The sequence below is a fragment of the Methylobacterium sp. J-118 genome, from assembly GCF_057836565.1.
On record NZ_JBYQFA010000001.1, the window covers coordinates 4,454,283 to 4,479,614 of the forward strand.

Below are 25,332 nucleotides of genomic sequence, written 5' to 3' on the forward strand. Positions count from 1 at the left end.
CGCGGCCAACCTCAGTGGCGGTATCGTTCGGCGAGCGCCATGAGCGCCTGGGCGAGTTCGGTGAGGTTGGCCGAGGCGGTCTCGACCTGGCGGGTGCCGGCCGCGGTCTGCTGGCTGGCCTGCCGGATGTTCTGGAGCGCGCCCATGACCTGCTCGATGCCGAGCTGCTGCTGGTTGGTCGAGGCCACGATCTGCTGGAAGGTCTGCACGTTCTCCTCCACCCGGGCGGTGATCTCCTCGATGGTCCGCTGCGTCGTGTCCGAGCGGGTCTTGCCGGACGCGGCCCGCTTGACCGCCTCCTCGGTGAGCATCACCGAGGTGTTGATCCCCCGTTGGATCTCCCCCAGAAGCCCGCGCACCTGCCCGGTGGCCGCCTTCGCCTGGTCGGCCAAAAGCTTCATCTCCGAGGCCACCACCGCGAAGCTGCGCCCGCTCTCCCCGGCCGCGGCCGCCTCGATGGCCGCGTTGAGCGCCAGCAGGTGCGTGCGCTCCGAGATGTCGTTGACCGTCTCGATGATGTCCCCGATCGTCTGGGTCTTCTCCGACAGGCCGACGATGTTGCCTGCCACAGCCTCCGCCTGCTCGCGGATCGCCTCCATCGCCCGGGCGGTGTCCGAGACCGCGCGCAGGCCCTGCCGCGAGGTCTGCGCGGTCGCCTGGGCGGTGGCGATCACCTCGGTCGCCCGCTTGCTGATCTGCGCCCCCGAATGCGTGATCTCGTCGACCGTGGCGGCGGTCTCCTGAACGGCCGCAAATTGCTGCTCCACCGAGGCCGCCTGCTCCTGCGCCGACGCCCGGATCTCCGCCGCCGCCGCGTTCAGGTCGGCCGTCGCCGCCCGGTTGGTCCGCGCAAGCTCCGAAAGCCCCGAAACCATCGCGTTCAGCGTCCCCGCTAGACGACCGACCTCGTCCTGCCCGCGGTTCTCCAGCCGGCCCGACAGGTCGCCGTCCCCGACCCGGCCCACGAAGGCCATGACGGTCTCCAGGGGGCGCACCACCGCGCGGCTGATCAGCCACGTGATCAGGATCGCCAGCAGCACCGCAGCGGCGAGGGTCAGGTAGATCGAGAGGCGCGAGCGGTCGTAGACCTGTTGGACGGCGCGCTGACCCAGGGCCATGCCGCCATCGAGCAGGCTCCTGAGAGTCTTGATCCCATCGAGGAAGGGCGCTTGGAGGCGGGTGATCTCGTCGTTGCGGGCCTCCACCGCGGCGGCATCCCGCGCGGCGATGGCGGCGAACTGCAGCTCGCTGAGGCTCCTGACGTCCCGGAAGGCGCGCTGGACCTCGCCGACCGCCGTGATGATCCGATCCCAAGACGCGACGCGCTCGGGGGAGGCCGAGGCAGCCCGGTACTCGGTGGCGAGCTGGACCGTGGTGGCGAGGCGATTCTCCACCTGGGTGGCGGTCTGGCGCCACGCGGCCGCGATGTCGTCCGTGCGGGCCGGCCGCCCCTGGCTCTGGGTCAGCATGGCGATCACGGCGCTGCGGCGGAGGAGCCCGAGGTCGCGGGCCTCGTTGCCGAGGTCGTCGAGCTGGCGCAGCACGGTCATGTCCCGCCGCACGATCGCGTCGGTCGTGTCGCGCACCGCCCCGATCTGCTCCAGCGCGTAGAGCCCGAGCGCCATGATCACCACCGTGACGGCGAAGAAGCCGAGGAGGATGCGTCGTCCGATCGACAGAATCACGGGCTGGGCTGGCTCCGGTTTGGGGATGCGGGGGCCGTCAGGGCAGGGCGCGGCGCAGGAGGCGGGGCAGGTCGACGATGACGAAATCCGGGCCGCTGCCGCCCGCCGCCCCGGGGGCATAGCCCGAAGTCGCTTCGTTGCCCAACCCGTCGGGATCGGCGGCAGCCGGCGGGCTGACGGCGGCGGAACCGGGGGCGCGGGCGATCCCCAGCACCCGGTCGACCGCCAGGGCGATGAGCTGGTGGGCCGGGGCCCCGCGCAGCACCACGAGATGCCCCGTCTCGGTCTCGGAATCCGGCCGGCCGAGGGCCCGGGCCAGGCCGAGGACGCCGACGATCCGGCCCGAGAGGGCGATGAGGCCGATCAGCGCCGGCACCGCGCCCGGCATGGGCGTGCTGGGCCGCATCGGCAGGATCTGCGCGACGGCCGTCAGGGGCAGGCCGTAGCGCTCGCCGCCGCAGGCGCAGACGAGGTGCTCGAGGCCGGCATCGGAGGACGCCGCGGCGACGCCGCGCCGGGCCAGCGCCGCGGTGCGCTCGGCCCGGAGGTCCCGCTCCGTGCGGGGCCGCGTCGGCGCGCGGCCCGCCTGCGGACTCGGGGTTGCCTCCATCAGGATCTCCTGCCGCCGCGGTCGAGGGCGGCGCGGGCCGCGGATGCGCCGGCGGCGATCTCCCCGGCGGACGCGCCGTCGCCCTCGGGCAGCGCCGTATCCGGCCCGAGAACCTGGATCAGGGCTTGGCTGAGGGCGATGGCGTTGTCGAGGGCGCGGGCGGCATCGGCCGGACGGCCGCGCGCGATCAGGAGCAGCCCGAGATGGTAGTGGGCCATCACGAAGCCCCGGTCGAGGTAGAGGGCCGCCCGCAGCGCCCGTTCGGCCTCCGCGTCGCGGCCGAGGGTCCGGGCGAGGAGGCCCTCGTAGAAGCGCAGGCCGGAATCGGTCGGGTCACGGTCGAGGGCGCGGCGCAACGCCCGCCAGGCGGCGCCGGTCTCCCCGGCATCCGCGAGGATGCGGATCCGGTCGAGGACGGCGTCCGAGTCCTCCGCGGGGTCCACGGGCTCGGCGCGGTCGGGCGGGTCATCCGGCGGGCGCGCCAACGCGACGGCCGGTGGGGCTTCGCGCGGCGCCGGCTCGTCGGCCGGGATCACCGGGGATTCGTCACCGGGGCCGGCCGATGCGTCCCGATCCGCCACGTCCGCGCCGCAGCCGCCCGGCGGCCTTTCCGGCTGGGCCGGTCCGGCCGGCGGGGCGAGGGGCGGCGGCGCCTCCGACCGGGCGCGATAGGCCACCGTCCCGGGCAGGCTGACGGCGTCGAGGAATCCCGAGAAGGCCGGGCTCGGCTCGGCGTGGCCGAGGAGCAGCCAGCCGTCCTCCTTGAGGCGGCGGGCCAGGCCGCGCACCACGGCCGCGACCATCCGGGCGTCGAAGTAGATCAGGACGTTGCGGCACAGGATCAGGTCGTATCGCTCGCCCTCCGGCCGCACCGGTTCGACGAGCGTCAGCAGGTTGCCGCGCTCGAACCGCACCAGACCGCGATATTCCGGGCGCAGGGCGTAGCCGCCCTCCCGCCGGATCCCGGGGGCGGCGGGCAGCCGGGTGAAGTAGCGCAGCCGCTCCGCCGGCGGCATCGTGCGCAGGGCCCAGCGGCCGTACTCGGCGGAGCGGGCGACCGCGAGCGCCTCGTGGCTGATATCGGTGCCGAGGATCGAGACCCGCCAGTCGGGCAGCGCGTCGCCGAGGAGTTCCTGGACCAGGATCGCCAGGGAGTACGGCTCGGCCCCCGTCGAGCAGCCGGCGCTCCAGATCCGCAGCACGCGCTCGGAGGCCCGGGCCGCGATCAGCGCCGGCAGGATCCGCACGCGGAGCGCCTGGAACTGCTCGGCATAGCGGAAGAAGAACGTCTCGCCGACGGTGATCTCGGCCTCCAGGCGCGCCCATTCCGCCTCGCCCAGCACCGCGTCCGACAGGAGGGCGGCGTAGGCCGCGCAATCGGCCGCCGCGGCGTCGCGGAAGCGCCGGCGCAGACGCTCGATCAGCAGATCGTCCTTGTCGGCATAATAATGGTGACCGGTGCGCGCGATGATCCGCGTCTTCAGGGCCGCGTAGGCGGGATCGGCACCCGGATCGGGGCGGGGAGGACCCGGACGGGGCATCGCGGGGTCAGACGGGCTCGGGCAGGGCGGCGAGGCGATCGGCGGCGGTCCGCGACAGCGCCGCGACCCGGGCCCGTTCCTCGACGATCATGAGGCGCTCCGGCGCCAGGGCATGGATCAGGCGCTCGCCGAGGACGAGTTCGGCCGCGACGCAGCCATTGAAGGTCCCCGATTCGACCACGGGGCGGATCGCGTCCGCCGGCACGGTGACGAGGTCGGCGGCCCGGTCGACGCGATAGGCGAGGCCCTCGCCGCGGGTGAGGACGAGATGCGCGTACCGGCCGGGCTCGGCGGCGTCCGGTCGGAGCCCGAGCAGGGCCGCGAGGTCGATCACCGGAACCGGGCGCCCGCCGAGATTCAGGAAGCCGACGAGCCAGCCGCCCGCGGCGGGCGGGCTGTGGAGGTCCGGCAGCGGCAGCACTTCCGCGACCGCGGCCCGGGGCAGGGCGCAGGGCGTGCCCGCCACGTCGAGGAGGAGATAGGCCGAACCGCTGCTGGGCAACGCCACCCCTCCCTGTCCTTGCCCGGTCCGAGCCGGGTCGCGACATAGGCCGAGTTGGTGCCGGCGGCAATCGCCCGCTCCCCCCCGATCCCCGCGACCGGACGCGGGGAACCAAGTCTCGCCTCAGCCGCTTATTTTCCGACGCAGCGGCAACGCTCCCGACAAGGGGCGGCGCTTCGCCTGCGCCGGTCTATGCCAGGGATTGACGATGAGGAAACTTCTTTTGGCCGCCGCGTCGCTGACGCTCCTGGCGGGCTCCGCCTACGCCCAGGGCAACGCGCCCTACAACAATTCCGGCTCGCAGGCCGGCGGCCCGCGCGGCGGCATGGAGCGCGCCGGCGAGGGTGCGGCGATGGAGCAGGGCGCTGCGCCGGCACCCCGGCCCATGATGCGCAAGCGCATGAAGCACAAGCGGATGCGCCACCATCACCGGATGCATCACCAGATGTGATCGGTCCCGCTTCGCCGCCGAAGGGCGGCCGAGCCCGAACGATCCGGCCTGTCGCATCCGCGGCAGGCCTTTTTCATGTTCGGTCCTCCGCGCGCCTGCCGGAACCATAATTCCTCCCGATGGTACCGACGCCGATCAGGTCGGGGTCTTGCCGGCCACGCGCCCGCAGGCCAGGTTCGTTCGCGCACCGCCTCCGTCGAACGCAGTCGAAAGATGTTCGAAAACGAACATCGCCGCACGGAAGGTGGGCCGACGATCGGTCCAGGGACAGCTTTGAGGGGTAATCGATGTCGCGACCGCTCGACCGCAGGTCCGAGGACAGGATCGAGGCGACGGGAGTCGAGGGGCGGCGCAGCGCCATCGTGGCGGCGGTGCGCCACCGGGGCTTCGTCACCATCGAAGCGCTGGCCGCGCAGTTCGGTGTCACCGTCCAGACGATCCGCCGCGACCTCAACGAGCTGAGCGCCGAGGGCCGGCTCGAACGCTACCGCGGCGGCGGCGGCCTGCCCTCGAGCGTCGAGAACATCGACTACGCCGACCGCCGGGTGACCCTGCTGCCGGAGAAGACCCGGATCGCGCGCCTGGCGGCGAGCCGGATCCCGTCGCATTGCTCGGTCTTCATCAACATCGGCACGACACCGGAGGCGGTCGCCCGGGAGCTGACCCGGCACGACGACCTCAGCATCATCACCAACAACCTCAACGTCGCCCTGTCGCTGGCCGAGGCCACGGAGTTTCGGATCGTGGTGGCGGGGGGCACCGTGCGCAACCGCGACGGGGCCGTGCTCGGCCAGCTCACCTGCGACACGCTCAGCCAGTTCCGGGTCGACGTGGCGGTGATCGGAATCAGCGGGATCGACGCGGACGGGGCGCTCCTCGACTACGATTACGAGGAGGTGCGGGCGACGCAGACCATCCTGGCCCATGCCCGGAAAACCTTCCTGGTGGCCGACCACACCAAGTTCACCCGCCGGCCGATGGTCCAGGTCGGGCGGCTCGACCAGATCGACACCTTCTTCACCGACCGGCAGCCCCCGCCCGAGATCGCCGCCCTGCTCGGGCGGCTGGGCGTCGCCCTGGTGATCGCCGGGGCGGCGGACGAACCGTAACGAACACGCGTTTTTTCGCTTGCGAAAATTCGCGGCCGGCTTAATATAGTTCCAACCCGCCGCGAGGGCGGGATTGGAGGACCCATGGCGGCAGCAACGCGCCAGCGCGAGCCGGCCGACGCCTACGACCTTTTGGTCATCGGCGGCGGCATCAACGGCACCGGCATCGCCCGGGACGCCGCCGGCCGCGGCCTGTCGGTCCTGCTGGCCGAACGCGGGGACCTGGCCGGCTTCACCTCCTCGTCCTCGACGAAGCTGATCCACGGCGGCCTGCGCTACCTGGAATATTACGAGTTCCGGCTCGTCCGGGAGGCGCTGGCGGAGCGCGAACGGCTGCTGCGGCAGGCGCCCCACGTGATCTGGCCGCTGCGCTTCGTGCTGCCCCACGACGAGGGCCTGCGCCCGGCCTGGATGCTGCGGCTCGGCCTGTTCCTGTACGATCATCTCGCGCGGCTGCGGACGCTGCCGGGCTCGACCTCGGTGGACCTGCGCCGCTCGGCTTACGGCGCCCCGCTGCAGAAGCGGCTGACCCGCGGCTTCGTCTATTCCGACTGCTGGGTCGAGGACAGCCGCCTCGTGGTCCTCAACGCCATGGACGCCCGGGAGCGCGGCGCCGCGGTCCTCACGCGCACGGGCGTCGTCTCGGCGCGGCGCGCGGGTGACGGCTGGATCGCGACCCTGCGCGACGAGCGCAGCAACGCCGAGCGGACCGTCCGGGCCAAGGCCGTGGTCAACGCCGCCGGCCCCTGGGTCAGCGCGACGCTGGGCGGCACGCTTGGCATCAACAGCCGCGCGGCGGTGCGCCTGATCAAGGGCAGCCACATCGTGGTCAAGCGCCTGTTCGACGGCGACCAGGCCTACATCCTGCAGCAGCCCGACAAGCGCATCATCTTCGCGATCCCCTACGAGCGCGACTTCACCCTGATCGGCACCACCGACGTGCCCTATGATGGCGAGCCCGGACCGGTCTCGATCTCCCCGGAGGAGACCGACTACCTCTGCGGCTGCATCAACCGCTCCTTCGACGCGACGATCACCCCGGCCGACGTGGTCTGGAGCTATTCGGGCGTGCGCCCCCTCTACGACGACGCGGCCGAGAACGCCTCCGCCGTGACCCGCGATTACGTCCTCGACGTGGAGGACCAGGGCGGCAAGGCGGCGGTGCTGTCGGTCTTCGGCGGCAAGATCACCACCTACCGGCGCCTGGCCGAGCACGCCCTGGACAAGCTGGCCCCGTACTTCCCGGCGCTCAAGACGCCCTGGACCGGCGACGCGGTGCTGCCCGGCGGCGCCATGACGAACGCGGATTTCGACCCGTTCCTCGCCGAGTTCCGGGCGGAAAAGCCGTTCCTGCCGGAGGAGACCGCGCGCCGGCTCGCCCGCGCCTACGGCACCCGGGCGCGGGATATCGTCGGCACGGTGCAGTCCCTGGCCGATCTCGGCGAGGCCTTCGACGGCGGGCTCACGGCGGCCGAGGTCGATTACCTCCGGACCGAGGAATGGGCCGTCACCGCGGAGGACATCCTGTGGCGGCGCTCGAAGCTCGGCCTGCGCACGGGCGCGGAGAGCGCCGCACGGCTCTCCGCCTATCTCGACCGCAGGGCCGAGGCGGCCTGATTTTTTCGGACCCGAGCCGGCGCGAGACCGGTCGGGCTTAACACGGGAGGGAACGATGAGCCGTTACGTCGGGGCCATCGACCAGGGCACCACGAGCAGCCGATTCATCGTGTTCGACCGCGCGGGCAGCGTCATCACGCTCGCCCAGGCCGAGCACGCGCAGATCTACCCGGCCCCCGGCCATGTCGAGCACGATGCCGCCGAGATCTGGACCAAGACGCAAGGGGTGATGCGCGAGGCGCTGGAGAAGAGCGGGCTCCAGCCCTCCGATCTCGCCGCGGTGGGGATCACCAACCAGCGCGAGACCACGCTGATCTGGGACCGGCGCACCGGCAAGCCCCTGCACAACGCCCTGGTCTGGCAGGACACCCGCAACGACCGGCTGGTGGCCGAGTTCGCCCGCGACGGCGGCCGCGACCGATTCCGCGACCTCACCGGCCTGCCGCTGGCGAGCTATTTTTCGGGGCTCAAGCTGCGCTGGCTGCTCGACCACGTGGACGGCGCCCGGGAGAAGGCCGAGGCCGGCGACGTGCTGTTCGGCAACATCGACACCTGGCTGGTCTGGAACCTCACCGGCGGCACCGAGGGCGGCCTCCACGTCACCGACGTGACCAATGCCAGCCGCACGCAGCTCATGTCGCTCAAGACCCTGGACTGGGACGACGGCATGCTGTCGGCCTTCGGCATCCCGCGGGCGATGCTCCCCCGGATCGCCTCGTCGAGCGAGGTCTACGGCGAGACCCGGGCGCCGTTTTCGGGCGTGCCAATCGCCGGCATCCTCGGGGACCAGCAGGCGGCCCTGTTCGGCCAGACCTGCTTTAGCCCGGGCGAGGCCAAGAACACCTACGGCACCGGCTGCTTCGCGCTGATGAACACCGGCACCGAGCCGGTCCCGTCGAAGGCCGGCTTGGTCACCACGCTCGCCTACCGCCTCGACGGCCAGAAGCCGGCCTACGCGCTGGAGGGTTCCATCGCCATCACGGGCGCCCTGGTGCAGTGGCTGCGCGACAACCTGCACATGATCAAGGACTCCGCGGAGGTCGAGACCCTCGCCACCACCGTCGAGGACAATGGCGGCGTCTATTTCGTGCCGGCCTTCTCGGGCCTCTACGCCCCGCACTGGAACGAGGGCGCCCGCGGCCTGATCATCGGCCTGACCCGCTACGTCAACCGCGGCCACATCGCCCGCTCGGTGCTGGAGGCGACCGCCTTCCAGACCCGCGAGGTGCTGCAGGCGATGGCCCAGGATTCCGGCATCCCGGTCAAGGAACTCCGCGCCGACGGCGGCATGGTCGCCAACAACACGCTGATGCAGTTCCAGTCCGACCTGCTCGACGTGCCGGTGGTGCGCCCGAAGGTGGCCGAGACCACCGCGCTCGGCGCCGCCTACGCGGCCGGCCTCGCCGTCGGCTATTGGAAGGGCATCGACGACCTCAAGGGCAACTGGGGCGTCGACAAGCGCTGGACGCCGAAGATGGATGCCGGCCAGCGCGAAAAGATCGCCGCCGCCTGGGGCCGGGCGGTGCAGCGCTCCTTCGACTGGAAGCGCGACGAGGATTGAGGAGGACGGGCCCCTTTCCCACGCCCCTTAGCGATCTACCGCCGACCCGGGCCGGGGCGCTGTCGCTCCGGCAAACCGCAACGCCCCCCCCCCCCTCTCCCGTGCGGGAGGGGGGACCCGCGCCGGTCATGAGTCATGCCGTTGCCTGCTCAAAGATGGAGCCCTGCGTAGGCGTAGCTCCGCGAGGGAGGGCGGGCGCCAAGCCGGAGACGGGTACGCAACCACCGGGCCTCGCGCACCGCGCGGGGCCGGAACTGTCAAAAGCAACAACAATTGGGGGAGACCAAACCATGACCTCACCATTCCTGGGCGAATTCCTGGGCACGATGACGCTGATCGTGCTGGGAGACGGCATCGTCGCCGGCGCCCTGCTGAAGCGCTCGAAGGCCGAGAACGCCGGCTGGATCGCCATCACCGCCGGCTGGGCCTTCGCGGTGCTCGCCGGGATCTTCGTCGCCACCGCCACCGGCAGCCCGGACGCGCATCTCAACCCGGCCGTGACCGTGGCCGGCGCCGTCAGTTCGGGGGATGTCTCGAAGCTCGCGGTCTACGTGCCGGCGCAGATGCTCGGCGCCTTCGTGGGCGCGGCGATCGTCTGGCTGCACTACCTGCCGCATTGGGCGGCGACCCCGGAACAGGACCTGAAGCTCGCCTGCTTCTGCACCGGGCCGGCGATCCGGGACGCCAAGGCCAACTGGACCTCGGAGATCATCGCCACCTTCTTCCTGATCCTCACCATCTCGGCGCTGGTGACCAACACCCTGGGCGCCAGCGGCGCCATCCCGCGGGGCGTCGCGCCCTACATGGTCGGCATGCTGGTCTGGGGCATCGGCCTCTCGCTCGGCGGCACCACCGGCTACGCCATCAACCCCGCCCGCGACCTCGGGCCGCGCATCGCCCACGCGGTGCTGCCGATCGCCGGCAAGGGCTCCTCCGACTGGGGCTACGCGCTGATCCCGGTGGCCGGCCCGGTGGTCGGGGCAGCGCTGGCGGGGCTGCTGGTGCGGGGGCTTGGGATCTGAATAGGCGTGCGCGGCTTCCTCGAACGGCGCGTGACGCGGCTGGGTTTGGCCGCGACCGCAGATCAGGCCGTCCTTGGCGGCTTTACGCGATGAAGATCGGCTGGCCGAGCCCGACCCAATCGAGCATTGCCTGGAGCAATTCCGGAGTCGGATAATCCTTGATGTCCGCATCGGAAAAGCCGGCAGCCAATCGCTTTTTGTAGTGCCAGCCCTGGAAGTCAGCGTAGCGGGCCAGGATCCGAGCGGCGCCGGGTGCTTCGATCCCGGCCTCGCTGACGAGCCAGTTGCGCACCTTCCGCACGGCGACCTGAAAGTCGGCTTCATGATACTGGATGTCCGACCCGGCCATGTCGGACAGGGTGGCTTGGTATCGGTACGGCTTCTCCTCCAGAACAAGGAGGCGTTTGGTGTCGCGCCCAGAGCCGAACCACCGGCGGCAGGCCCAATCGATCCCGTACTCGAACGGCATGTTGAGGCGATAATATTCGCCGACCTTTGTCGCTTGAGCTCGACTGAGATCGTGGATCGAGAACTTACAGGCCTCGATCAGGCCGATGACCTTCTCGATCCGGACATCTGCCGAGTCGTTCCGCTCCCGCGCGATCCGCGGCTGGAAGCCGAGATAGACCACGCAGAACAGGATTGCCTGAAGAATAGGTTCGTAGGCTTCGTCGAACGGGCAGTTGATGAAAACCGATCGCTCGAAGGCGGCGTCTGCCACCGTCAACCTTTGGGCGGATGCGGATCAGCTCCGTAGAAGTCGCGCTCCCGGATACGACCGTCCCGCCCGTGAATGAACAGTTCGGTCTTCTGTTTCTGCGCGAGTTCGCGCCCCTTGGCGATCGCTTCGGCCTGCGTAGCGAACGTGCTCGACGCCCTTGCGGCACCCGCCCGCCGGAGGCTCCATTTCGAACCGCTCGGGACCACATGTTGACCAGGCTTGGCCATGGCGTGCCACTCATCTGAAGGAGCGGCATTCTAACGCCGATGCCACGGCCTTTGAAGGTCATGCGTCTCATCGACGTTGCATCACGCACCGGATCGTTGGATCGGGGGAAACGCACGGGCCGCCGGACGCGCTGCAGCGTCGCGCCGGTTTGCGGGAGGCCAGCAGAACCTCTAAGTCAGTCCTCATTGATCGACCGCGCCCCCGGGCGCTTCACCGCGGTGTGGCAGCCCCCGACCCATGGCCGTCGTCCTCGACATCCTGACGAATGATCCGCGCGCCGCGCGGCTGCGCCACCCGGAGAAGGCCCACCGGCCGGACCAGCCGGTCCAGGCCAAGAAGCCGGACTGGATCCGCGTCAAGGCGCCCGGCTCAAAGGCCTGGACCGAGACCCAGAAGATCGTGCGCGAGCACGGCTTGGTCACGGTCTGCGAGGAGGCCGGCTGCCCGAATATCGGCGAGTGCTGGGAGAAGCGCCACGCCACCTTCATGATCATGGGCGACACCTGCACGCGGGCCTGCGCCTTCTGCAACGTCCGCACCGGCCTGCCCGACGCCCTCGACGCCCTGGAGCCGGAAAAAATCGGCGACTCGGTGGCCAAGCTCGGGCTGCACCACGTGGTCATCACCTCGGTGGACCGGGACGACCTGAAGGATGGCGGCGCCCAGCATTTCGCCCGGACCATCGCGGCGATCCGGCGGGCGAGCCCCGGCACCACGGTGGAGATCCTGACGCCGGACTTCCTGCGCAAGGACGGGGCGCTCGAGGTCGTGGTCGCGGCCAAGCCCGACGTGTTCAACCACAACTTGGAGACGGTGCCGGCCAAGTACCTGACGGTGCGGCCGGGCGCCCGCTACTTCCACTCGGTGCGCCTGCTCCAGCGGGTGAAGGAGCTCGACCCGACGATCTTCACCAAGTCCGGCATCATGGTCGGGCTCGGCGAGGAGCGGAACGAGGTGCTCCAGCTCATGGACGACCTGCGCTCGGCCGAGGTCGATTTCCTCACCATCGGCCAGTACCTGCAGCCGTCCAAGAAGCACCACGAAGTGGTGCGCTTCGTGCCGCCGGACGAGTTCAAGACCTACGAGACCACCGCCTACGCCAAGGGCTTCCTGCTGGTCTCGGCGACGCCGCTCACCCGCTCGTCGCACCATGCCGGCGAAGACTTTGCCAAGCTTCGGGCGGCCCGGCTCGCCAAACATGCGTCCTCGCACGCCCCCGCCCTCTCGGCCTGAGCACGTCGGAACAGAAATGCCGTCCTTCCGGGTTACCCGCGTGGTGCGGCATTCGCCGCAGCAGATGTATGATCTCGTCGCCGATGTGGAGCGCTACCCGGAGTTCCTGCCGCTGTGCGAATCCCTGCGGGTGATCCGCCGCCAGGATGTCCAGCACCAGGATATGCCGGAGGGCGGGCAGGTGCTGATCGCAGAGATGGGCGTCGGCTACAAGGCGATCCGCGAGCGCTTCACCACCCGGGTCAGCCTGGATCCGGCGCACCACAAGATCGTCGCCGAGTATATCGACGGCCCGTTCCGCCACCTCGAGAACCGCTGGTCGTTCAAGGAGGCGCCGAACGGCGGTTGCGCCGTCGACTTCTTCATCACCTACGAGTTCAAGAGCCGGACCCTCGGGTTGCTGATGGGTACGATGTTCGACCGCGCCTTCCGCAAGTTCACCGACGCCTTCGAGGGCCGGGCGGACCGGATCTACGGAGCCGCTTGAGCGGTCGCAGCCGGCATGCCGCCGGCAGGATCCCATGCCGGCGGCCTGGAGCGGGGGACCACCTTGACACGGGAAAGCGCCCCAGGCGGACACACCCCAGCAGAGCAAGGGCTGATATCATGTTGATTTGATATTTGTATCTTTGCAAATTCCGTTCTGTTTCTGACGAGCTTTACTCTCTCTCCTACAAAATCTCTCTAAAACTTCCGCCGCTGTCGAATTCACATCTCCGCCCCCCCGACACCGAGCCAGGCCACGGACGCACGCAATCTGCGATTGCGCCGAGAGCGGCGGGAATTGGCCTTGCGATACGGACACGCTCTCGCCGCCATGGCCCTTGCGCTGATGGCCACGCACGCCCTGTCGTCATGCAGCGACGCCGACGCCATCCGCCCCGCGGAGGCGCCCTCGGAGGGAGCGGTCGACCGAAGCCCGGCCAGCACGGTCCCGTATGAGGACCGGTTCAGCGACGCATGCAGCAATGCGTATCGTCCGATCGGATCGACGACCATCTCTTGGGTTGACGCCCTCGATGGAGATCCGTCGTGCCGGGACATCCCTCCCGCCGGGGACGTGACGATCCTGACCTACCTCCGCACCAAACCGGTGCCGAACACGCCCAGCCGCGCCCTCGATGCCCACCCGTCCCCGAACATGCCCGACGGTGACCCACCCCATCGGACTCGCAGCGTGGTCGAGGATGACAGGCGGATGGACCCGACATCCGGCTTTTCCGCATCCCATGCCCAGGGCCGGGGGGACAGGCTGCAGATGGTATTCCTGAACTCTGAACGGATCGGCTGGCGTCTTTACTGACCGCGGCGGCAGACCGCCGGTGCGGTGTCGGCTTCGAGGATCGGTGAGCCCGACATCCGGCTCCCCGAGCGGGCCCGACTGCCACACCGCCCTGAGATTAAGGTCTCCGCGGCATAGACCGGGCGACCGACTTGACAAAGACATCCATCTGAGACAGCCGCTTTTCAGTTATTGTACACCGTGCATGTTCGTTTGATGAACATCTGAATTAATTTCGCAGAGACAATAAGTAATTACGCGCTACAAATAAATTGCTATATCGGTAATAGCCGGCGACCCGGCACGCACGCTGCGACCTTCAACTTTACAGATCCATCAACCCATGCCAGCAGAACGCGCGGTGACCGGATCCAATCTGGCGCTGTATTTTCAGTTGTTGGGGGTTATACCATGAAATACGGGGAGACACTGTTCGCCATCCCGCTCGCCATAGCGGCCATGACGGCCCTGTCGGCCTGCAACAGCACGGGATCGAATTCCGCGCCGGCGACGGCCGCCGCCGGCGCGGGCCCCGCGGCAGGCGCCGTCGTCCTGGCCGGCGACCGGTTCAGCCCGTCCTTCATCCACGCTCATCTCAAAGTGAGGCGCACCACGGTCGGCGAGGTCCTGGCGCTGTACGGGCCTCCGGCGAGCCGGGACAACGTCGCCTCCCCGTCGGGAGACCGCAGCGTCATGACCTATATCCGGCCCGAGGCGGTCAAGTCTGGGGTCGGTGAAACCCTCGGCGTCATCGCGTCCCTGACTCCCTTCGGGTCGAGCGCGGGCGAAGCCCTCTACCGGGCGGGCAGCGCCGTCGACGGTGTCGAGACCATCGCCGCCGCCTCGGCGGCCCAATCCGCCAAGGCCCGGGGCGCCGGCAACAGGCTGGAGTTGGTCTTCGTGAACGACCGTCTGGCCGATTGGCACCTGCTGTAGGCGTCGTTCGAGCCGGCAGGGCGGTCACCACGGGTCAGAAACTGCCCTGCGCGTGCACGTGCTCCGGCCGCACGCCCATCCCGATGATCCGGGCGGGCAGGGCCTGGAGCGGCGGCAGCGCGTCGAGGATCCGGAGCGCCAGGGGCGCCCGGAACGGGGCGTGCGCCGCCAGCGAGGCCGCGATCACCCGGGACTGGATCACCCGCTGGAGCGTCTGGGTCACCCGCACCGGGACCATCCGCCGGGCCTGGACCCGGGCGAGGACGGCCTCGGCCACCGGCCCGGAGCGCAGGGGCCCGGCCAGGATGTTGGCCGCCGCCACCGCATCCTGGATCGCGAGGTTGATCCCGACCCCGCCCACCGGCGACATGGCGTGGGCGGCATCGCCGATGCAGAGCAGGCCGGGCCGGTGCCAGCGGTCCAGCCGGTCGACCGTGACGGTCAGGAGCTTGACGCAGTCCCAGTCGGAGATGGAATCGGTGCGGTCGGCCAGGAACGGCGCGATCTCGGCGACCACCGCCCGGAAGGCCGGCAGGCCCCCGGCGCGCAGGGCCGCGTCGCCGCCCTTCGGCACCACGTAGGCGCATTGCCAGGCATCGCCCCGGTCGAGGGTGATCAGGATGCGTCCCGGCCCGAAGCGTCCGGCCGCCGCCTCCGGATCGCCGTCCCGGCGCGGCAGACGGAACCACAGGACGTCGATCGGGGCACCGAAGGCGCGGGGCGTGAACCCGGCACGCTCGCGCATCCCTGAGTGGCGCCCGTCCGCGCAGAGCACCAGATCGGCGCGGACCTCCACCGGTCCGTCCGGCCCCTCGGCCCGCACGCCCGCGACCCGGCCCTCGGCCGCGATGAGGTCGCGAGCCTCGGTACGGCGGATCAATTGGAACCCCGGATAGCCGGCCGCTTCACCGGCCAAAAAGTCCAAAAAATCCCATTGCGGCATGAAGGACAGGAAGCGGTTGCGGGTCGGCAGCCGGCTGAAATCGGCGACCCGATAGCTTCGGCCGTTCACGACGCCGGAGAAGTGCTCGACGCGCCGCTGGGGCAGGGCGTGGAAGCGCTCGGACAGGCCGAGTTCGTTCATCAGGTCGAGGGTGGAGGGATGGATCGTGTCGCCGCGGAAATCACGCAGGAAATCCGCGTGCTTCTCCAGCACGGTGACGGCGAGCCCGGCGCGGGCGAAGAGCAGCCCGGCCATCATCCCGGCGGGGCCGCCGCCGACGATGCAGAGGCGGGTCGTCACCGTCTCCATGGACCGTCCCTCCATCGTCAGGCCCCGAGGGCCTCCTCCAGGAGACCGAGGGCGTCGGCGACGGCGGCCCGGCGGACGCCCGCGCGCCCGAGATCGCCGTAGCGCCGCTCCAGATGGCGCACGCCGCCATCCCCCAGGGCGAGCCCGAAATGGACCAGCCCGACCGGCTTCTCGGCGCTGCCGCCGCCGGGGCCGGCGATACCGGTGATCGCCACCGCCACGGAGGCCCGGGAGGCGGAGAGCGCCCCCACGGCCATCGCCCGCGCCACCGGCGCGCTGACGGCGCCGTGCTGGTTGATGAGGTCCATCGGCACGCCGATCGCCTCGGCCTTGGCGGCGTTCGAGTAGGTGACGAACCCGCGCTCCAGGACGGCCGAGGAGCCCGGCACTGCGGTGAGCAGGCCGGCCACGAGGCCGCCGGTGCAGGATTCGGCCGTGGCGACCGTGCGGCCGGCCGCCGCGTAGGCCGCCACCAGCGCCTCCGCGCGCGCGAGAAGCTCTGCGTCGTCGATCATCGCGAACGGGCTCCCCTCGGGCGCCGTCGCCCTATCTCGTGTTGTGACGTATGGCCGGTGCCGGCTCAAGGACCGGCAGGCCCCACAGGAGACACGACGCGATGATCTTCCCCGCGACCACGGCGCTCTACGGCGCGCTGCTCGCCCTGGTGTATCTCGGCCTCTCGGGCTGGGTCATGGCGAGCCGGGTCTCCGGCAACGTGCTGTTCGGCGACGGGGGTGACGCGGCGCTGCTCAAACGGGCCAGGTCGCACGCCAACTTCTCGGAATACGTGCCCCTGACGCTGATCCTCGTCGGTCTGCTGGAGGCGGGGGGCGCCGGCCACGGGCTCGTGCAGGGCCTGCTGATCGCCCTCCTGGTCGGACGGATCCTGCACCCGATCGGCATGTTCGCGGCCCCGAACTCCCCGCGCCAGTTCGCCTGCCGGGGCGGCGGCATCCTGCTGACCCTCGCGGCGCTGGGCATCGCCGCCATCGCGCTGCTGCTGCGGGTGGCCTGAGCCTCACCCCTGGCGCATGGCGGTTTCCGCCTCGGCGTCGAGTGCGGGGCCGTCCTCCTCCGGGAGCCGGACCGTCGCGGCGGCCTGGGCGGCGAGCCCCTCCGCCCGGCCGACGAAGCCGAGCTTCTCGGTGGTCGTCGCCTTGATGGAGACCGCCGTCAGCGGCACGCCCGCGATGGCGGCGATGCGCGCCCGGATCGCCTCCCGGTGCTGGCCGATCCGCGGTGCTTCGGCCAGCACGGTGATGTCGAGGTGGTCGATCCGGCCGCCCCGGGCGCGGACCAGCCCGCAGGCATGGGCCAGGAACTGGTCGGACGAGGCCCCGCGCCAGCGCTCCTCAGAGGGCGGGAAGTGGGTGCCGATATCACCGTCCGCGATGGCGCCGAGCAGGGCGTCGGTCAGCGCGTGCAGGGCCACGTCGCCGTCGGAATGGGCGAGCACCCCCCGGTCGGCCGGGATGTTCACGCCGCCGAGCCAGACATGGTCCCCGGTGGTGAAGGCGTGCACATCGAATCCGGTGCCGACACGGGTGACGTAGGCGGTCATGGGGCGGGCTCCCGGCGCTGGGGTTTCGGCGGTGCCGCCCGCGAAGGCGCGGTCGGCCTCGATGAGGTCGGCGGGTTGGGTGATCTTGCGGTTGGCGACGTCGCCGGCGAACACCACCACCGGCAGGTCCGCCCATTCGGCGAGGGCGCCGTCGTCGGTGAAGCCGTCGAGCCCCGCCGCGGCGGCCGCGCGATGGGCGCCGAGCAGCGGGGCGAAGGCGAAGGCCTGGGGCGTCTGCACCGCGCGCAGATGCTCGCGGGGCGGGGTCTCGTGCACCCGGCCGATGCCCGGGGCGATGTCGACGACGCGCTTGACCGTGTCGGTCACCGGCACGCCGGGCACGGCGGCGCCGTGGTCGCGCCCGGCCCCGATCGCCCGGGCGATGAGCGCCGCGTCGACGTAGGGGCGGGCGGCGTCGTGCACCAGCACGATCTCGGGCGCCGCGCCGACGGCCAGGGCTTCGAGGCCGGCCCGGACGGAGAGCTGGCGCGTCGTGCCGCCCTCCACGGGCGCGGCAATTTTGTCTCGGAGTTCGGCGGCGAGTTCCGCGAGGCACTCCTCAAAGAACGCGGCCGCGTCGGCGGCGATCACCGGCTGGATCCGGTCGATGGAATCCTGGGCGGCGAGGGCGGCCAGCGTGCGGGTCAGGACCGCCTGACCGCCCACGCGCCGATACTGCTTGGGCGTACCGCCGCCGATGCGGATCCCGCGCCCGGCCGCCACCACCACCGCGGCGACGCCGGCCCCCGCGCGGGCGGGTCCGTTGGCAGGCGTGCCGGTGGCGGACATGGGCGGCAAACTCGTGGGATCTGGAGAGCAGGCTAGGGCCCGGACGCAGGCCAGACGGTCCGCCGATGCCCTGCCGGTGAGGATGCCCGTCGTTTAAGCGGGGGAGGGCCCGAAATCAACGCGTCGCCCCGCTTGCCAGCGGGCCGCGTTTGCCTCATTGTTGTGCAGAATGGCGACTGATCATTATTTGAGCGCGCTGCGCCGGGGACGACCCGTGGACGGGGAGGGGGAGCGCGCTCCGCTCTGCCTGCTCGCCCCCCTGTCCGGCGTCACCGACCTGCACATGCGCCGGATCGCCCGCCGCTGCGGCGCCGATGCCGTGGTCTCCGAGATGGTGGCGGCGCGCGAGCTCGCCCGCGGCGCCGGCGAGGCGGTCCTGCGCGCGGAGGGCTCCGGCGTCGATCTCCACGTGGTCCAGCTCGCGGGCTGCGAGGTCGGGCCGATGGCCGAGGCCGCGCGGCTCGCGGAGGCCGGGGGCGCCGACGTGATCGACGTGAACATGGGTTGCCCGGCCAAGATCGTCACCGGGATCGCCTCGGGCTCGGCCTTGATGCGCGACCTCGACCATGCGACGCGGCTGCTCGCCGCGGTACGCGGGGCGGTCTCGGTGCCGGTGACGGTCAAGATGCGCCTGGGCTGGGACGATGCGAGTCGCAACGCCGCCGACCTCGCGGCCCGCGCCGAGCGCCTCGGGCTCAACGCCGTCACGGTCCACGGCCGGACCCGGCAGCAATTCTACACGGGCACGGCCGACTGGGCCGCGATCCGCGCGGTGGTGGAGGCGGTGTCGATCCCGGTGATCGCCAACGGCGACGTGACCGACCTCGCCGGCGCCCGGGCCTGCCTGGCGGAATCGTCGGCCGCGGGGGTGATGATCGGCCGGGCCGCCACGGGCCGTCCCTGGCTGGTCGGTCAGGTCGCGGCGGCGCTCGCCGGCCGGCCGGCCCCGGCGCCGTCGCGGGCCGAGCAGGCCGCCCTGGCGGCCGAGCATTATGCCGGGCTCCTGTCCCTCTACGGCCGCGCCATGGGCGTGCGCCACGCGCGCAAGCACCTCGCCGCCTACGCCGAGACCGGCGGGGGCCTGGACCCGGCGGAGCGTACCGCGCTCCTCACCACCGCCGATCCCGACGCCGCGCTGACGCTGCTGGCCCAGGCCTTCGCCGGGGCGCAGGATCCGATCCGGGAGGCCGCATGAGCGACGAACCCGTTCTGCAGGAGCCGGAGAGCCGGCGCGACACGGCCGCCGAGGCCGTGCTCAACGCCCTGCCGCTGCCGGTCCTGACCATCGGCGGCGACGAGCGGATCCTCCACTGCAACCACGCCGCGGAGGCGTTCTTCGACTATTCCGCACGGCTGATGCAGCGCCGCCGCCTGCGCGACATCATCCCCTTCGCCTCGCCGATCATCGCCCTGGTGACCGAGGTGCGCCGCCGCCGCGCCAGCGTCAGCGAGTACCGGGTGGAGCTGACCCAGCCCCGGCTCGGGCTGGAGCGCAGCGTCGACGTGTTCGCGACCCCGCTGGGCGACGACGGCGACGCCGTGGTGATGATGCTCCAGGAGCGCACCATCGCCGACAAGATGAACCGCCAGCTCACCCATCGCGGCGCCGCGCGCTCGATGGTGGCGCTCGGCGCGATGCTGGCCCACGAGATCAAGAACCCGCTGGCCGGGATCCGCGGTGCCGCGCAGCTCCTGGAGAGCACCGGCGCCGAGGAGGACCGGCTGCTCACCCGGCTGATCTGCGACGAGTCCGACCGGATCGTCCGGATCGTCGAGCGCATGGAGCTGTTTGGCGACGAGCGTCCGGCCGATCGCGGCGCCGTCAACGTCCACGGGGTGCTCGACCAGGTGAAGCGCTCCGCGCAGTCGGGGTTCGCCCGGCACATCCGCTTCGTCGAGACCTACGACCCGTCGCTGCCGCCGGTGCTGGGCAGCCGCGACCAGCTGATCCAGGTGATCCTGAACCTCGTGAAGAACGCCGCCGAGGCGATCGGCCAGGACGCGGTCGAGGGCGAGATCACCCTGTCGACCGCCTTCCGGACCGGCCTGCGCCTCCAGGTGCCGGGCTCCCGGGAGCGGGTCAGCCTGCCGATCGAGGTCGCGATCCGCGACAACGGCCCGGGCATCTCGGCCGATCTCCTGCCCGACCTGTTCGACCCATTCGTCACCACCAAGGCGCAGGGCTCCGGCCTCGGTCTTGCATTGGTGGCCAAGATCGTCGGCGATCACGGAGGCATCGTCGAGTGCGATCCCGCCCCCCGCCGCACGACGTTCCGCATCCTTCTGCCGATGTCGAGTGCCCGGGACGGGCGCGAATCGGCGGTCGACCCATGATCACGTTTTGTGAGTCGGCTCCCCGTCGGAGGTCTGAGTAGAGAGTCATGCCGAACGGCCACATCATCGTCGCCGACGACGACGCTGCCATCCGCACCGTGCTGAACCAGGCGCTGTCCCGGGCGGGCTACGAGGTCCGCTCGACGGGCAATTGCGCGACCCTCTGGCGCTGGGTCGCGCAGGGGGAGGGCGACCTCGTCATCACCGACGTGGTCATGCCCGACGAGAACGTGTTCGACCTGCTGCCGCGCATCAAGCGGGTGCGGCCGGAACTGCCGATCATCGTGATGAGCGCGCAGAACACCTTCATGACGGCGATCCGCGCCTCGGAGCGGGGTGCCTACGAGTACCTGCCGAAGCCCTTCGACCTGAAGGAGCTGATCGCCATCGTGGGCCGCGCCCTCTCCCGTCCGCGCGGGGCGCCCGCCCCCGGCGGACCGCCCGAGAACGAGGACATCCCGCTGGTCGGGCGCTCCCCGGCCATGCAGGAGATCTACCGGGCGCTCGCCCGGCTGATGCCCACCGACCTCACGGTGATGATCACCGGCGAATCCGGCACCGGCAAGGAGCTGGTGGCGCGGGCGCTGCACGATTACGGCCGCCGCCGCACCGGCCCGTTCGTGCCCGTCAACATGGCGGCGATCCCGCGGGACCTGATCGAGTCCGAGCTGTTCGGCCACGAGAAGGGGGCCTTCACCGGCGCCCTCCAGCGCTCCGCCGGCCGCTTCGAGCAGGCCGAGGGCGGCACGCTGTTCCTCGACGAGATCGGCGACATGCCCATGGAGGCGCAGACCCGGCTGCTGCGCGTCCTCCAGCAGGGCGAGTACACCACGGTGGGCGGACGCGTCCCGATCCGCACCAACGTCCGGATCATCGCGGCCACCAACAAGGACCTGCGGGTCTCGATCCAGCAGGGCATCTTCCGCGAGGACCTGTTCTTCCGCCTGAACGTCGTGCCCCTGCGGCTGCCGGCCCTGCGCGAGCGCTCGGAGGACGTGCCGGACCTCGTCCGCCACTTCTTCGTACAGGTCGAGCGCGAGGGTCTGACCCGCAAGATGCTCGACGGCGACGCCATGGAGCGGCTCAAGCGCTACCGCTGGCCCGGCAACGTCCGCGAGCTGGAGAACCTCGTCCGGCGGCTCGCCGCCCTCTACCCGCAGGAGACGATCACCGGCCCGGTGATCGAGGCGGAGCTCGACACCCTGCCGCTGGCGACGCCCTCGACGCCGGCCCTCAACGGCGGGGCGCGCAAGTCCGGCGCCGATGCCGAGAGCCTGTCCAGCGCGGTGGAGCGGCACCTCTCGGACTATTTCTCGGGTTACCGGGACACGCTGCCGCCCCCCGGGCTGTATCACCGGATCCTGCGGGAGATCGAAGGCCCGCTGATCGGCGCGGCGCTCGCCGCCACCCGCGGCAATCAGATCCGCGCGGCGGAGCTGCTCGGGGTCAACCGCAACACCCTGCGCAAGAAGGTCCGCGACCTCGACCTCCAGGTGTTCCGCACGGCCCGGTAGAGGGTCACGAAGGCCGAGCGCGTCGGCGGGGTTCGGGGCGCGGAGCCCCGAGACACCCGGTCAGCGCCGCGGCAGGATCGGATCGCCGCGCATCAGCGCGTGGAGCCGCTCCGTGTCGAACCCATTCGGGATGCTCGGCATGGCCGGCTTCGGCGCGGGCGCGGCCTTGGCCGGCGCCGGCAGCGAACCGGTGGCGGACGGCTCGACCTGGGCCGCGCGCACCACCGGACTGGGCGCCAGATGGGCGAGCCGGTCGGCGCTGACGAACACGACGATCGCCGTCGAGGCCAGGATCAGGACGCCGCCGAAGAGGGAACGCAGGACAGGCACGCGATGACCCGGGACGCGACTTGAGACGGCAACAGAATAGGCGCGGGGCCGTTAACGAAGCCCCACCCCAAATCTTCGGGAGGCGATATTGACCAACGTCCAGGCCACCGCGAGCGACAGCCCGTTCATCCAGGGTCGCAACGCGCGCCTCTACGGCAAGCCCGTGAGCGAATGTCCCTATCCGGAGGGCTCCGAGGACTATGCCGGCTGGATGCAAGCTTACGAGGAGGCCGCAGCCTCCGATCCGCCCGAGACGGCCTAAGGCGGAAACCCCGGCGCGCCCGGACTTTCGCACGGTCCGCCTAGGCTTGACCTCGCCCGGCGCCGGGCGCTTCGTGCGGCGCCTTCCCGACGCGAGCCCCGGTCCCCGATGTCCCTGAAGCCCTCGCCCGAGTCCAAGCAGAGTTTCGCCCCCGCGACGCGCCTCGTCCATGCGGGCCGGGATCCGGGCGAGCAGCACGGTTTCGTCAACACGCCGATCTACCGCGGCTCCACGGTCCTCTACCCGACCTACGACGCGATCAAGCACCGGCGCGGGCGCTACAATTACGGCACCTCGGCGACGCCCACGATGGACGCGCTGACCGGCGCCTGGACGGAACTCGCCGGCGCGGCCGGCACCGTCGTGACGCCCTCCGGCCTCGCGGCCCTCACCGTCGCGCTGATGGCCGCGGTCTCGGCGGGGGACCACCTTCTCGTGACCGATTCCGCCTACCGGCCGACCCGGCAGTTCTGCGACGGTGTGCTGGCCCGCTTCGGTGTCGCGGTCACCTACTATGACCCCACCGTGGGAGCCGGCATCGCCGACCTGATGCGGCCGAACACGAAGGCCGTGCTGGTCGAGGCGCCCGGCTCGCAGAGCTTCGAGATGCAGGACGTCCCGGCCATCGCCGCGGTGGCGCATGCCGGCGGCGCCTGCGTGATCATGGACAACACCTGGGCGACGCCGCTGCTGTTCCCGCCGCACGAACGGGGCGTCGACATCGCCGTGGAGGCCGGGACCAAGTACCTGAGCGGCGGCTCCGACCTGCTGATCGGGCTGACCTCGGCCAACGCCCAGTACTTCCCGGCCGTGCGCCGGACCTTCGACCATTTCGCCATGTGTGCCGGCGCGGAGGACATCTTCCTGGCGTTGCGCGGCATGCGGACCATGGCGCTGCGGCTGCGCGAGCACGGCCGCGCCGGGCTGGAGATGGCCCGCTGGCTCCAGGCGCGGCCCGAGGTGCTGCGGGTGCTCCATCCCGGCCTGCCGGAGGATCCCGGCCACGCCATCTGGACGCGCGACTTCTCCGGCGCCTCCGGGCTGTTCGGGGTGATCCTGAAGCCCGTCCCCGAGGCGGCTCTGGCCGCGATGCTGGACGGGTTGGAGCTGTTCGGGATGGGCTTCTCCTGGGGGGGCTTCGAGAGCCTCGTGATCCCGTTCGACTGCGCCGGCTACCGGACCGCCACGCAATGGGCGCCCGGCGGACCGGCCCTGCGCTTCCACATCGGGCTCGAGGACGTGGCCGACCTCAAGGCCGATCTCGACGCCGGCTTCGCGCGCCTGCGGGCGGCCGCGTGAGCGCGCCGACCCGGCGCCGTCTGATCCAGGGCGTTGGGGCGCTCACCCTCGCGGGTGGCCTTCCCGTGACCGCCGCGGAGACGGATGTGACCGGGCGGCTCGCCCGCTACATGGCGGCCGCCCGGGGGCAAGACCTGCCGCCCGAGGTGCTGACCGCCTGCAAGCACCGGATCCTCGACACCCTGGCCGCCATGGTCTCGGGTGCCCGGATGCGGCCGGGTGAGATGGCGCTGACTTACGTCCGAACCCTCGGCGGCGCCGAGCAGGCGGGGGTCGTGGCCTCCGGCTTCCGGACCACCACGGTGAACGCGGCGCTGGCCAACGCCATGTGCGCCCATGCCGACGAGACCGACGATTTCGAGCCGGTGACCAAGGCCCATCCCGGCTGCGCCACCGTGCCGGCGGCCCTGGCGCTCGCCGAGCAGCACGGGAATTCCGGCGCCGAGTTCGTCCGGGCCGTGGCGCTCGGCTACGATCTCTGCTGCCGCCTGCTGCTGGCGCTCGGACCCGACCTCGTGCGCGGCACCCATCGCAGCGCCGAGGGCACCAGTTCCACCTTCGGGGCGCTGGGCGCCGCCGCCGCCCTGGCCCGCCTCGACGAGCGCGGCATGCGCTTCGCGCTCTCCTACGGGGCCCAGCAGGTCTCCGGCCTGTGGAGCTGGGTGCGCGACCACGACCATGTCGAGAAGGCCTTCGACTTCGCCGGTATGGGCGCGCGCAACGGCGTCACGGCGGTGGGCATGGTCGAGGCCGGGCTGACCGGCGTCGCCGACGTGCTCGACGGCCGCCACAACCTGCTGAACGCCCTCTCCACCGCGCCGAGGCCGGAGCTGATGCTGGAGGGGCTGGGCAGCCGCTTCTTCGTCACCGAGACGGCGATCAAGACCTATTCGGTCGGCTACCCGATCCAGTCGCCTCTGGACGCGACCCTGACGCTGCGCCGGCAATACGGCCTGACGCCCGAGGCCGTGCGGCACATCCTGGTGCGGCTGCCCACCGACGCGGTCGGCATCGTCGGGTCGAGCGCCATGCCCGATGTCAGCTGCCAGCACCTCGTCGCCCTGGCGCTGGTCAAGGGCGCGGTCTCCTTCGCCGACAGCCACGATGCCGGCCTGATGCACGATCCCGTGATCGCGGCCGAGCAGGCCAAGGTCGAGCTGGCGGGCGATCCGGCCCTGATGGACCCCGCCGCCCCGCGGGGCGCCGTGGTGACGATGACCCTGGCGGACGGCCGGATCGTCGAGCACCACACCCGGCATCCCCCCGGCACCAAGGAGAATCCGCTGAGCACGGAGGCGGTGAACGCCAAGGCGCGGGACCTGATGGCACCGGTGCTCGGCCCGGACGCGACCGAGCGCCTGATCGCGCAGGTCAACGCCCTCGAGACGGTCGCCGACATGCGCGCATTGCGGCCCCTCCTGACCGCCTGAGGCCGACGAACCGCGCGGCGGTGCATTTGACGCGCCCGCACGATCCTGATTGACCGGCCTGGC

At 71.2% G+C, this 25,332-nt stretch carries 26 protein-coding genes; 16 read left to right on the forward strand and 10 right to left on the reverse strand.

Annotated elements, in window-relative coordinates; translation table 11 throughout:
- Positions 1–11: 11 nt before the first annotated feature.
- The 4 genes from AC3IF3_RS21825 to AC3IF3_RS21840 are packed head-to-tail and all read right to left on the reverse strand — an operon-like array spanning position 12 to position 4,338.
- A complete protein-coding gene (locus tag AC3IF3_RS21825; protein ID WP_489230284.1) occupies positions 12–1,685 on the reverse strand; it encodes a methyl-accepting chemotaxis protein in 1,674 nt (557 codons plus the stop codon).
- Positions 1,686–1,722: 37 nt separating this feature from the next.
- Positions 1,723–2,295 carry a chemotaxis protein CheW gene (locus tag AC3IF3_RS21830; protein WP_489230285.1) on the reverse strand — a complete coding sequence of 191 codons (573 nt, stop codon included), beginning with the start codon at positions 2,293–2,295 and terminating at the stop codon, positions 1,723–1,725.
- Positions 2,295–3,836, reverse strand: a complete 1,542-nt coding sequence (locus AC3IF3_RS21835) for a CheR family methyltransferase (RefSeq protein ID WP_489230286.1) — start codon at positions 3,834–3,836, stop codon at positions 2,295–2,297. The genes AC3IF3_RS21830 and AC3IF3_RS21835 overlap by 1 nt, the downstream gene beginning before the upstream one ends.
- 7 nt (positions 3,837–3,843) lie before the next feature.
- Positions 3,844–4,338, reverse strand: coding sequence for a chemotaxis protein CheW (locus AC3IF3_RS21840; protein ID WP_489231351.1), 495 nt, complete (start codon positions 4,336–4,338; stop codon positions 3,844–3,846).
- A 208-nt stretch (positions 4,339–4,546) separates the two neighbouring features.
- Here AC3IF3_RS21840 and AC3IF3_RS21845 point away from each other — a divergent pair, with 208 nt between their 5' ends.
- From AC3IF3_RS21845 to AC3IF3_RS21865, 5 genes are all read left to right on the forward strand, one after another.
- On the forward strand, positions 4,547–4,789 hold the full coding sequence (locus AC3IF3_RS21845) for a hypothetical protein (RefSeq protein ID WP_243969585.1): 243 nt from the start codon (positions 4,547–4,549) through the stop codon (positions 4,787–4,789).
- Between the two features lie 287 nt (positions 4,790–5,076).
- Positions 5,077–5,898 (forward strand): DeoR/GlpR family DNA-binding transcription regulator, encoded by an 822-nt coding sequence (locus AC3IF3_RS21850; RefSeq protein ID WP_489230287.1) that lies wholly within the window; start codon positions 5,077–5,079, stop codon positions 5,896–5,898.
- 84 nt (positions 5,899–5,982) lie between these two features.
- Positions 5,983–7,515, forward strand: a complete 1,533-nt coding sequence (gene glpD, locus AC3IF3_RS21855) for a glycerol-3-phosphate dehydrogenase (protein WP_489230288.1) — start codon at positions 5,983–5,985, stop codon at positions 7,513–7,515.
- 55 nt (positions 7,516–7,570) lie between these two features.
- Positions 7,571–9,076, forward strand: a complete 1,506-nt coding sequence (gene glpK, locus AC3IF3_RS21860; protein WP_489230289.1) for a glycerol kinase GlpK — start codon at positions 7,571–7,573, stop codon at positions 9,074–9,076.
- Between the two features lie 290 nt (positions 9,077–9,366).
- Positions 9,367–10,098, forward strand: coding sequence for an MIP/aquaporin family protein (locus AC3IF3_RS21865; protein ID WP_243969593.1), 732 nt, complete (start codon positions 9,367–9,369; stop codon positions 10,096–10,098).
- Positions 10,099–10,180: 82 nt separating this feature from the next.
- Here AC3IF3_RS21865 and AC3IF3_RS21870 read toward each other — a convergent pair whose 3' ends face one another.
- The gene (locus tag AC3IF3_RS21870; RefSeq protein WP_489230290.1) at positions 10,181–10,819 is read right to left on the reverse strand and encodes a hypothetical protein; all 639 of its coding nucleotides are present in this window, start codon (positions 10,817–10,819) and stop codon (positions 10,181–10,183) included.
- A 2-nt stretch (positions 10,820–10,821) separates the two neighbouring features.
- The gene (locus AC3IF3_RS21875) at positions 10,822–11,046 is read right to left on the reverse strand and encodes a DUF2188 domain-containing protein (protein ID WP_489230291.1); all 225 of its coding nucleotides are present in this window, start codon (positions 11,044–11,046) and stop codon (positions 10,822–10,824) included.
- Positions 11,047–11,284: 238 nt separating this feature from the next.
- Here AC3IF3_RS21875 and lipA point away from each other — a divergent pair, with 238 nt between their 5' ends.
- The 4 genes from lipA (at position 11,285) to AC3IF3_RS21895 (ending at position 14,498) form a co-directional block, all read left to right on the forward strand.
- The gene (lipA, locus tag AC3IF3_RS21880) at positions 11,285–12,280 is read left to right on the forward strand and encodes a lipoyl synthase (protein ID WP_243969595.1); all 996 of its coding nucleotides are present in this window, start codon (positions 11,285–11,287) and stop codon (positions 12,278–12,280) included.
- 16 nt (positions 12,281–12,296) lie between these two features.
- Positions 12,297–12,767, forward strand: a complete 471-nt coding sequence (locus tag AC3IF3_RS21885; RefSeq protein ID WP_243969597.1) for a type II toxin-antitoxin system RatA family toxin — start codon at positions 12,297–12,299, stop codon at positions 12,765–12,767.
- 330 nt (positions 12,768–13,097) lie between these two features.
- Positions 13,098–13,583 (forward strand): hypothetical protein, encoded by a 486-nt coding sequence (locus tag AC3IF3_RS21890; protein ID WP_489230292.1) that lies wholly within the window; start codon positions 13,098–13,100, stop codon positions 13,581–13,583.
- Positions 13,584–13,973: 390 nt separating this feature from the next.
- Positions 13,974–14,498 carry a hypothetical protein gene (locus tag AC3IF3_RS21895; protein ID WP_489230293.1) on the forward strand — a complete coding sequence of 175 codons (525 nt, stop codon included), beginning with the start codon at positions 13,974–13,976 and terminating at the stop codon, positions 14,496–14,498.
- Between the two features lie 34 nt (positions 14,499–14,532).
- Here AC3IF3_RS21895 and AC3IF3_RS21900 read toward each other — a convergent pair whose 3' ends face one another.
- Positions 14,533–15,750: an FAD-dependent oxidoreductase gene (locus AC3IF3_RS21900; RefSeq protein ID WP_489230294.1), complete on the reverse strand. Its 1,218-nt coding sequence runs from the start codon at positions 15,748–15,750 to the stop codon at positions 14,533–14,535.
- A gap of 17 nt (positions 15,751–15,767) precedes the next feature.
- On the reverse strand, positions 15,768–16,265 hold the full coding sequence (locus AC3IF3_RS21905; protein WP_489230295.1) for a CinA family protein: 498 nt from the start codon (positions 16,263–16,265) through the stop codon (positions 15,768–15,770).
- 101 nt (positions 16,266–16,366) lie between these two features.
- On the opposite strand from AC3IF3_RS21905, the gene AC3IF3_RS21910 reads away from it, so the two are divergent.
- Positions 16,367–16,765 carry an MAPEG family protein gene (locus tag AC3IF3_RS21910; RefSeq protein ID WP_489230296.1) on the forward strand — a complete coding sequence of 133 codons (399 nt, stop codon included), beginning with the start codon at positions 16,367–16,369 and terminating at the stop codon, positions 16,763–16,765.
- Positions 16,766–16,768: 3 nt separating this feature from the next.
- On the opposite strand, the gene AC3IF3_RS21915 is transcribed toward AC3IF3_RS21910, so the two are convergent.
- On the reverse strand, positions 16,769–18,100 hold the full coding sequence (locus AC3IF3_RS21915; protein WP_489230297.1) for a bifunctional 2-C-methyl-D-erythritol 4-phosphate cytidylyltransferase/2-C-methyl-D-erythritol 2,4-cyclodiphosphate synthase: 1,332 nt from the start codon (positions 18,098–18,100) through the stop codon (positions 16,769–16,771).
- 169 nt (positions 18,101–18,269) lie between these two features.
- On the opposite strand from AC3IF3_RS21915, the gene dusB reads away from it, so the two are divergent.
- Genes dusB through ntrC form a run of 3 tightly spaced genes read left to right on the forward strand, consistent with a single transcriptional unit; the run spans position 18,270 to position 21,948 of the window.
- Positions 18,270–19,295 (forward strand): tRNA dihydrouridine synthase DusB, encoded by a 1,026-nt coding sequence (gene dusB, locus AC3IF3_RS21920; protein ID WP_489230298.1) that lies wholly within the window; start codon positions 18,270–18,272, stop codon positions 19,293–19,295.
- On the forward strand, positions 19,292–20,434 hold the full coding sequence (locus AC3IF3_RS21925; protein ID WP_243969610.1) for a two-component system sensor histidine kinase NtrB: 1,143 nt from the start codon (positions 19,292–19,294) through the stop codon (positions 20,432–20,434). Before dusB ends, AC3IF3_RS21925 begins: the two co-directional genes overlap by 4 nt.
- 47 nt (positions 20,435–20,481) lie before the next feature.
- Entirely contained in the window at positions 20,482–21,948 is a 1,467-nt protein-coding gene (gene ntrC, locus AC3IF3_RS21930; RefSeq protein WP_489218190.1) for a nitrogen regulation protein NR(I), read from the forward strand.
- Between the two features lie 60 nt (positions 21,949–22,008).
- On the opposite strand, the gene AC3IF3_RS21935 is transcribed toward ntrC, so the two are convergent.
- A complete protein-coding gene (locus AC3IF3_RS21935) occupies positions 22,009–22,278 on the reverse strand; it encodes a hypothetical protein (RefSeq protein ID WP_243969614.1) in 270 nt (89 codons plus the stop codon).
- Positions 22,279–22,366: 88 nt separating this feature from the next.
- Between AC3IF3_RS21935 and AC3IF3_RS21940 the strand changes: the two genes are divergently transcribed.
- The 3 genes from AC3IF3_RS21940 to AC3IF3_RS21950 all read left to right on the forward strand — a co-directional run bounded on the left by AC3IF3_RS21940 (position 22,367) and on the right by AC3IF3_RS21950 (position 25,269).
- Positions 22,367–22,540: a hypothetical protein gene (locus tag AC3IF3_RS21940; RefSeq protein ID WP_243969616.1), complete on the forward strand. Its 174-nt coding sequence runs from the start codon at positions 22,367–22,369 to the stop codon at positions 22,538–22,540.
- A gap of 108 nt (positions 22,541–22,648) precedes the next feature.
- Positions 22,649–23,839 (forward strand): cystathionine beta-lyase, encoded by a 1,191-nt coding sequence (gene metC / locus AC3IF3_RS21945; RefSeq protein WP_243969618.1) that lies wholly within the window; start codon positions 22,649–22,651, stop codon positions 23,837–23,839.
- Positions 23,836–25,269: an MmgE/PrpD family protein gene (locus AC3IF3_RS21950; RefSeq protein WP_489230299.1), complete on the forward strand. Its 1,434-nt coding sequence runs from the start codon at positions 23,836–23,838 to the stop codon at positions 25,267–25,269. The genes metC and AC3IF3_RS21950 overlap by 4 nt, the downstream gene beginning before the upstream one ends.
- Positions 25,270–25,332: the final 63 nt, after the last annotated feature.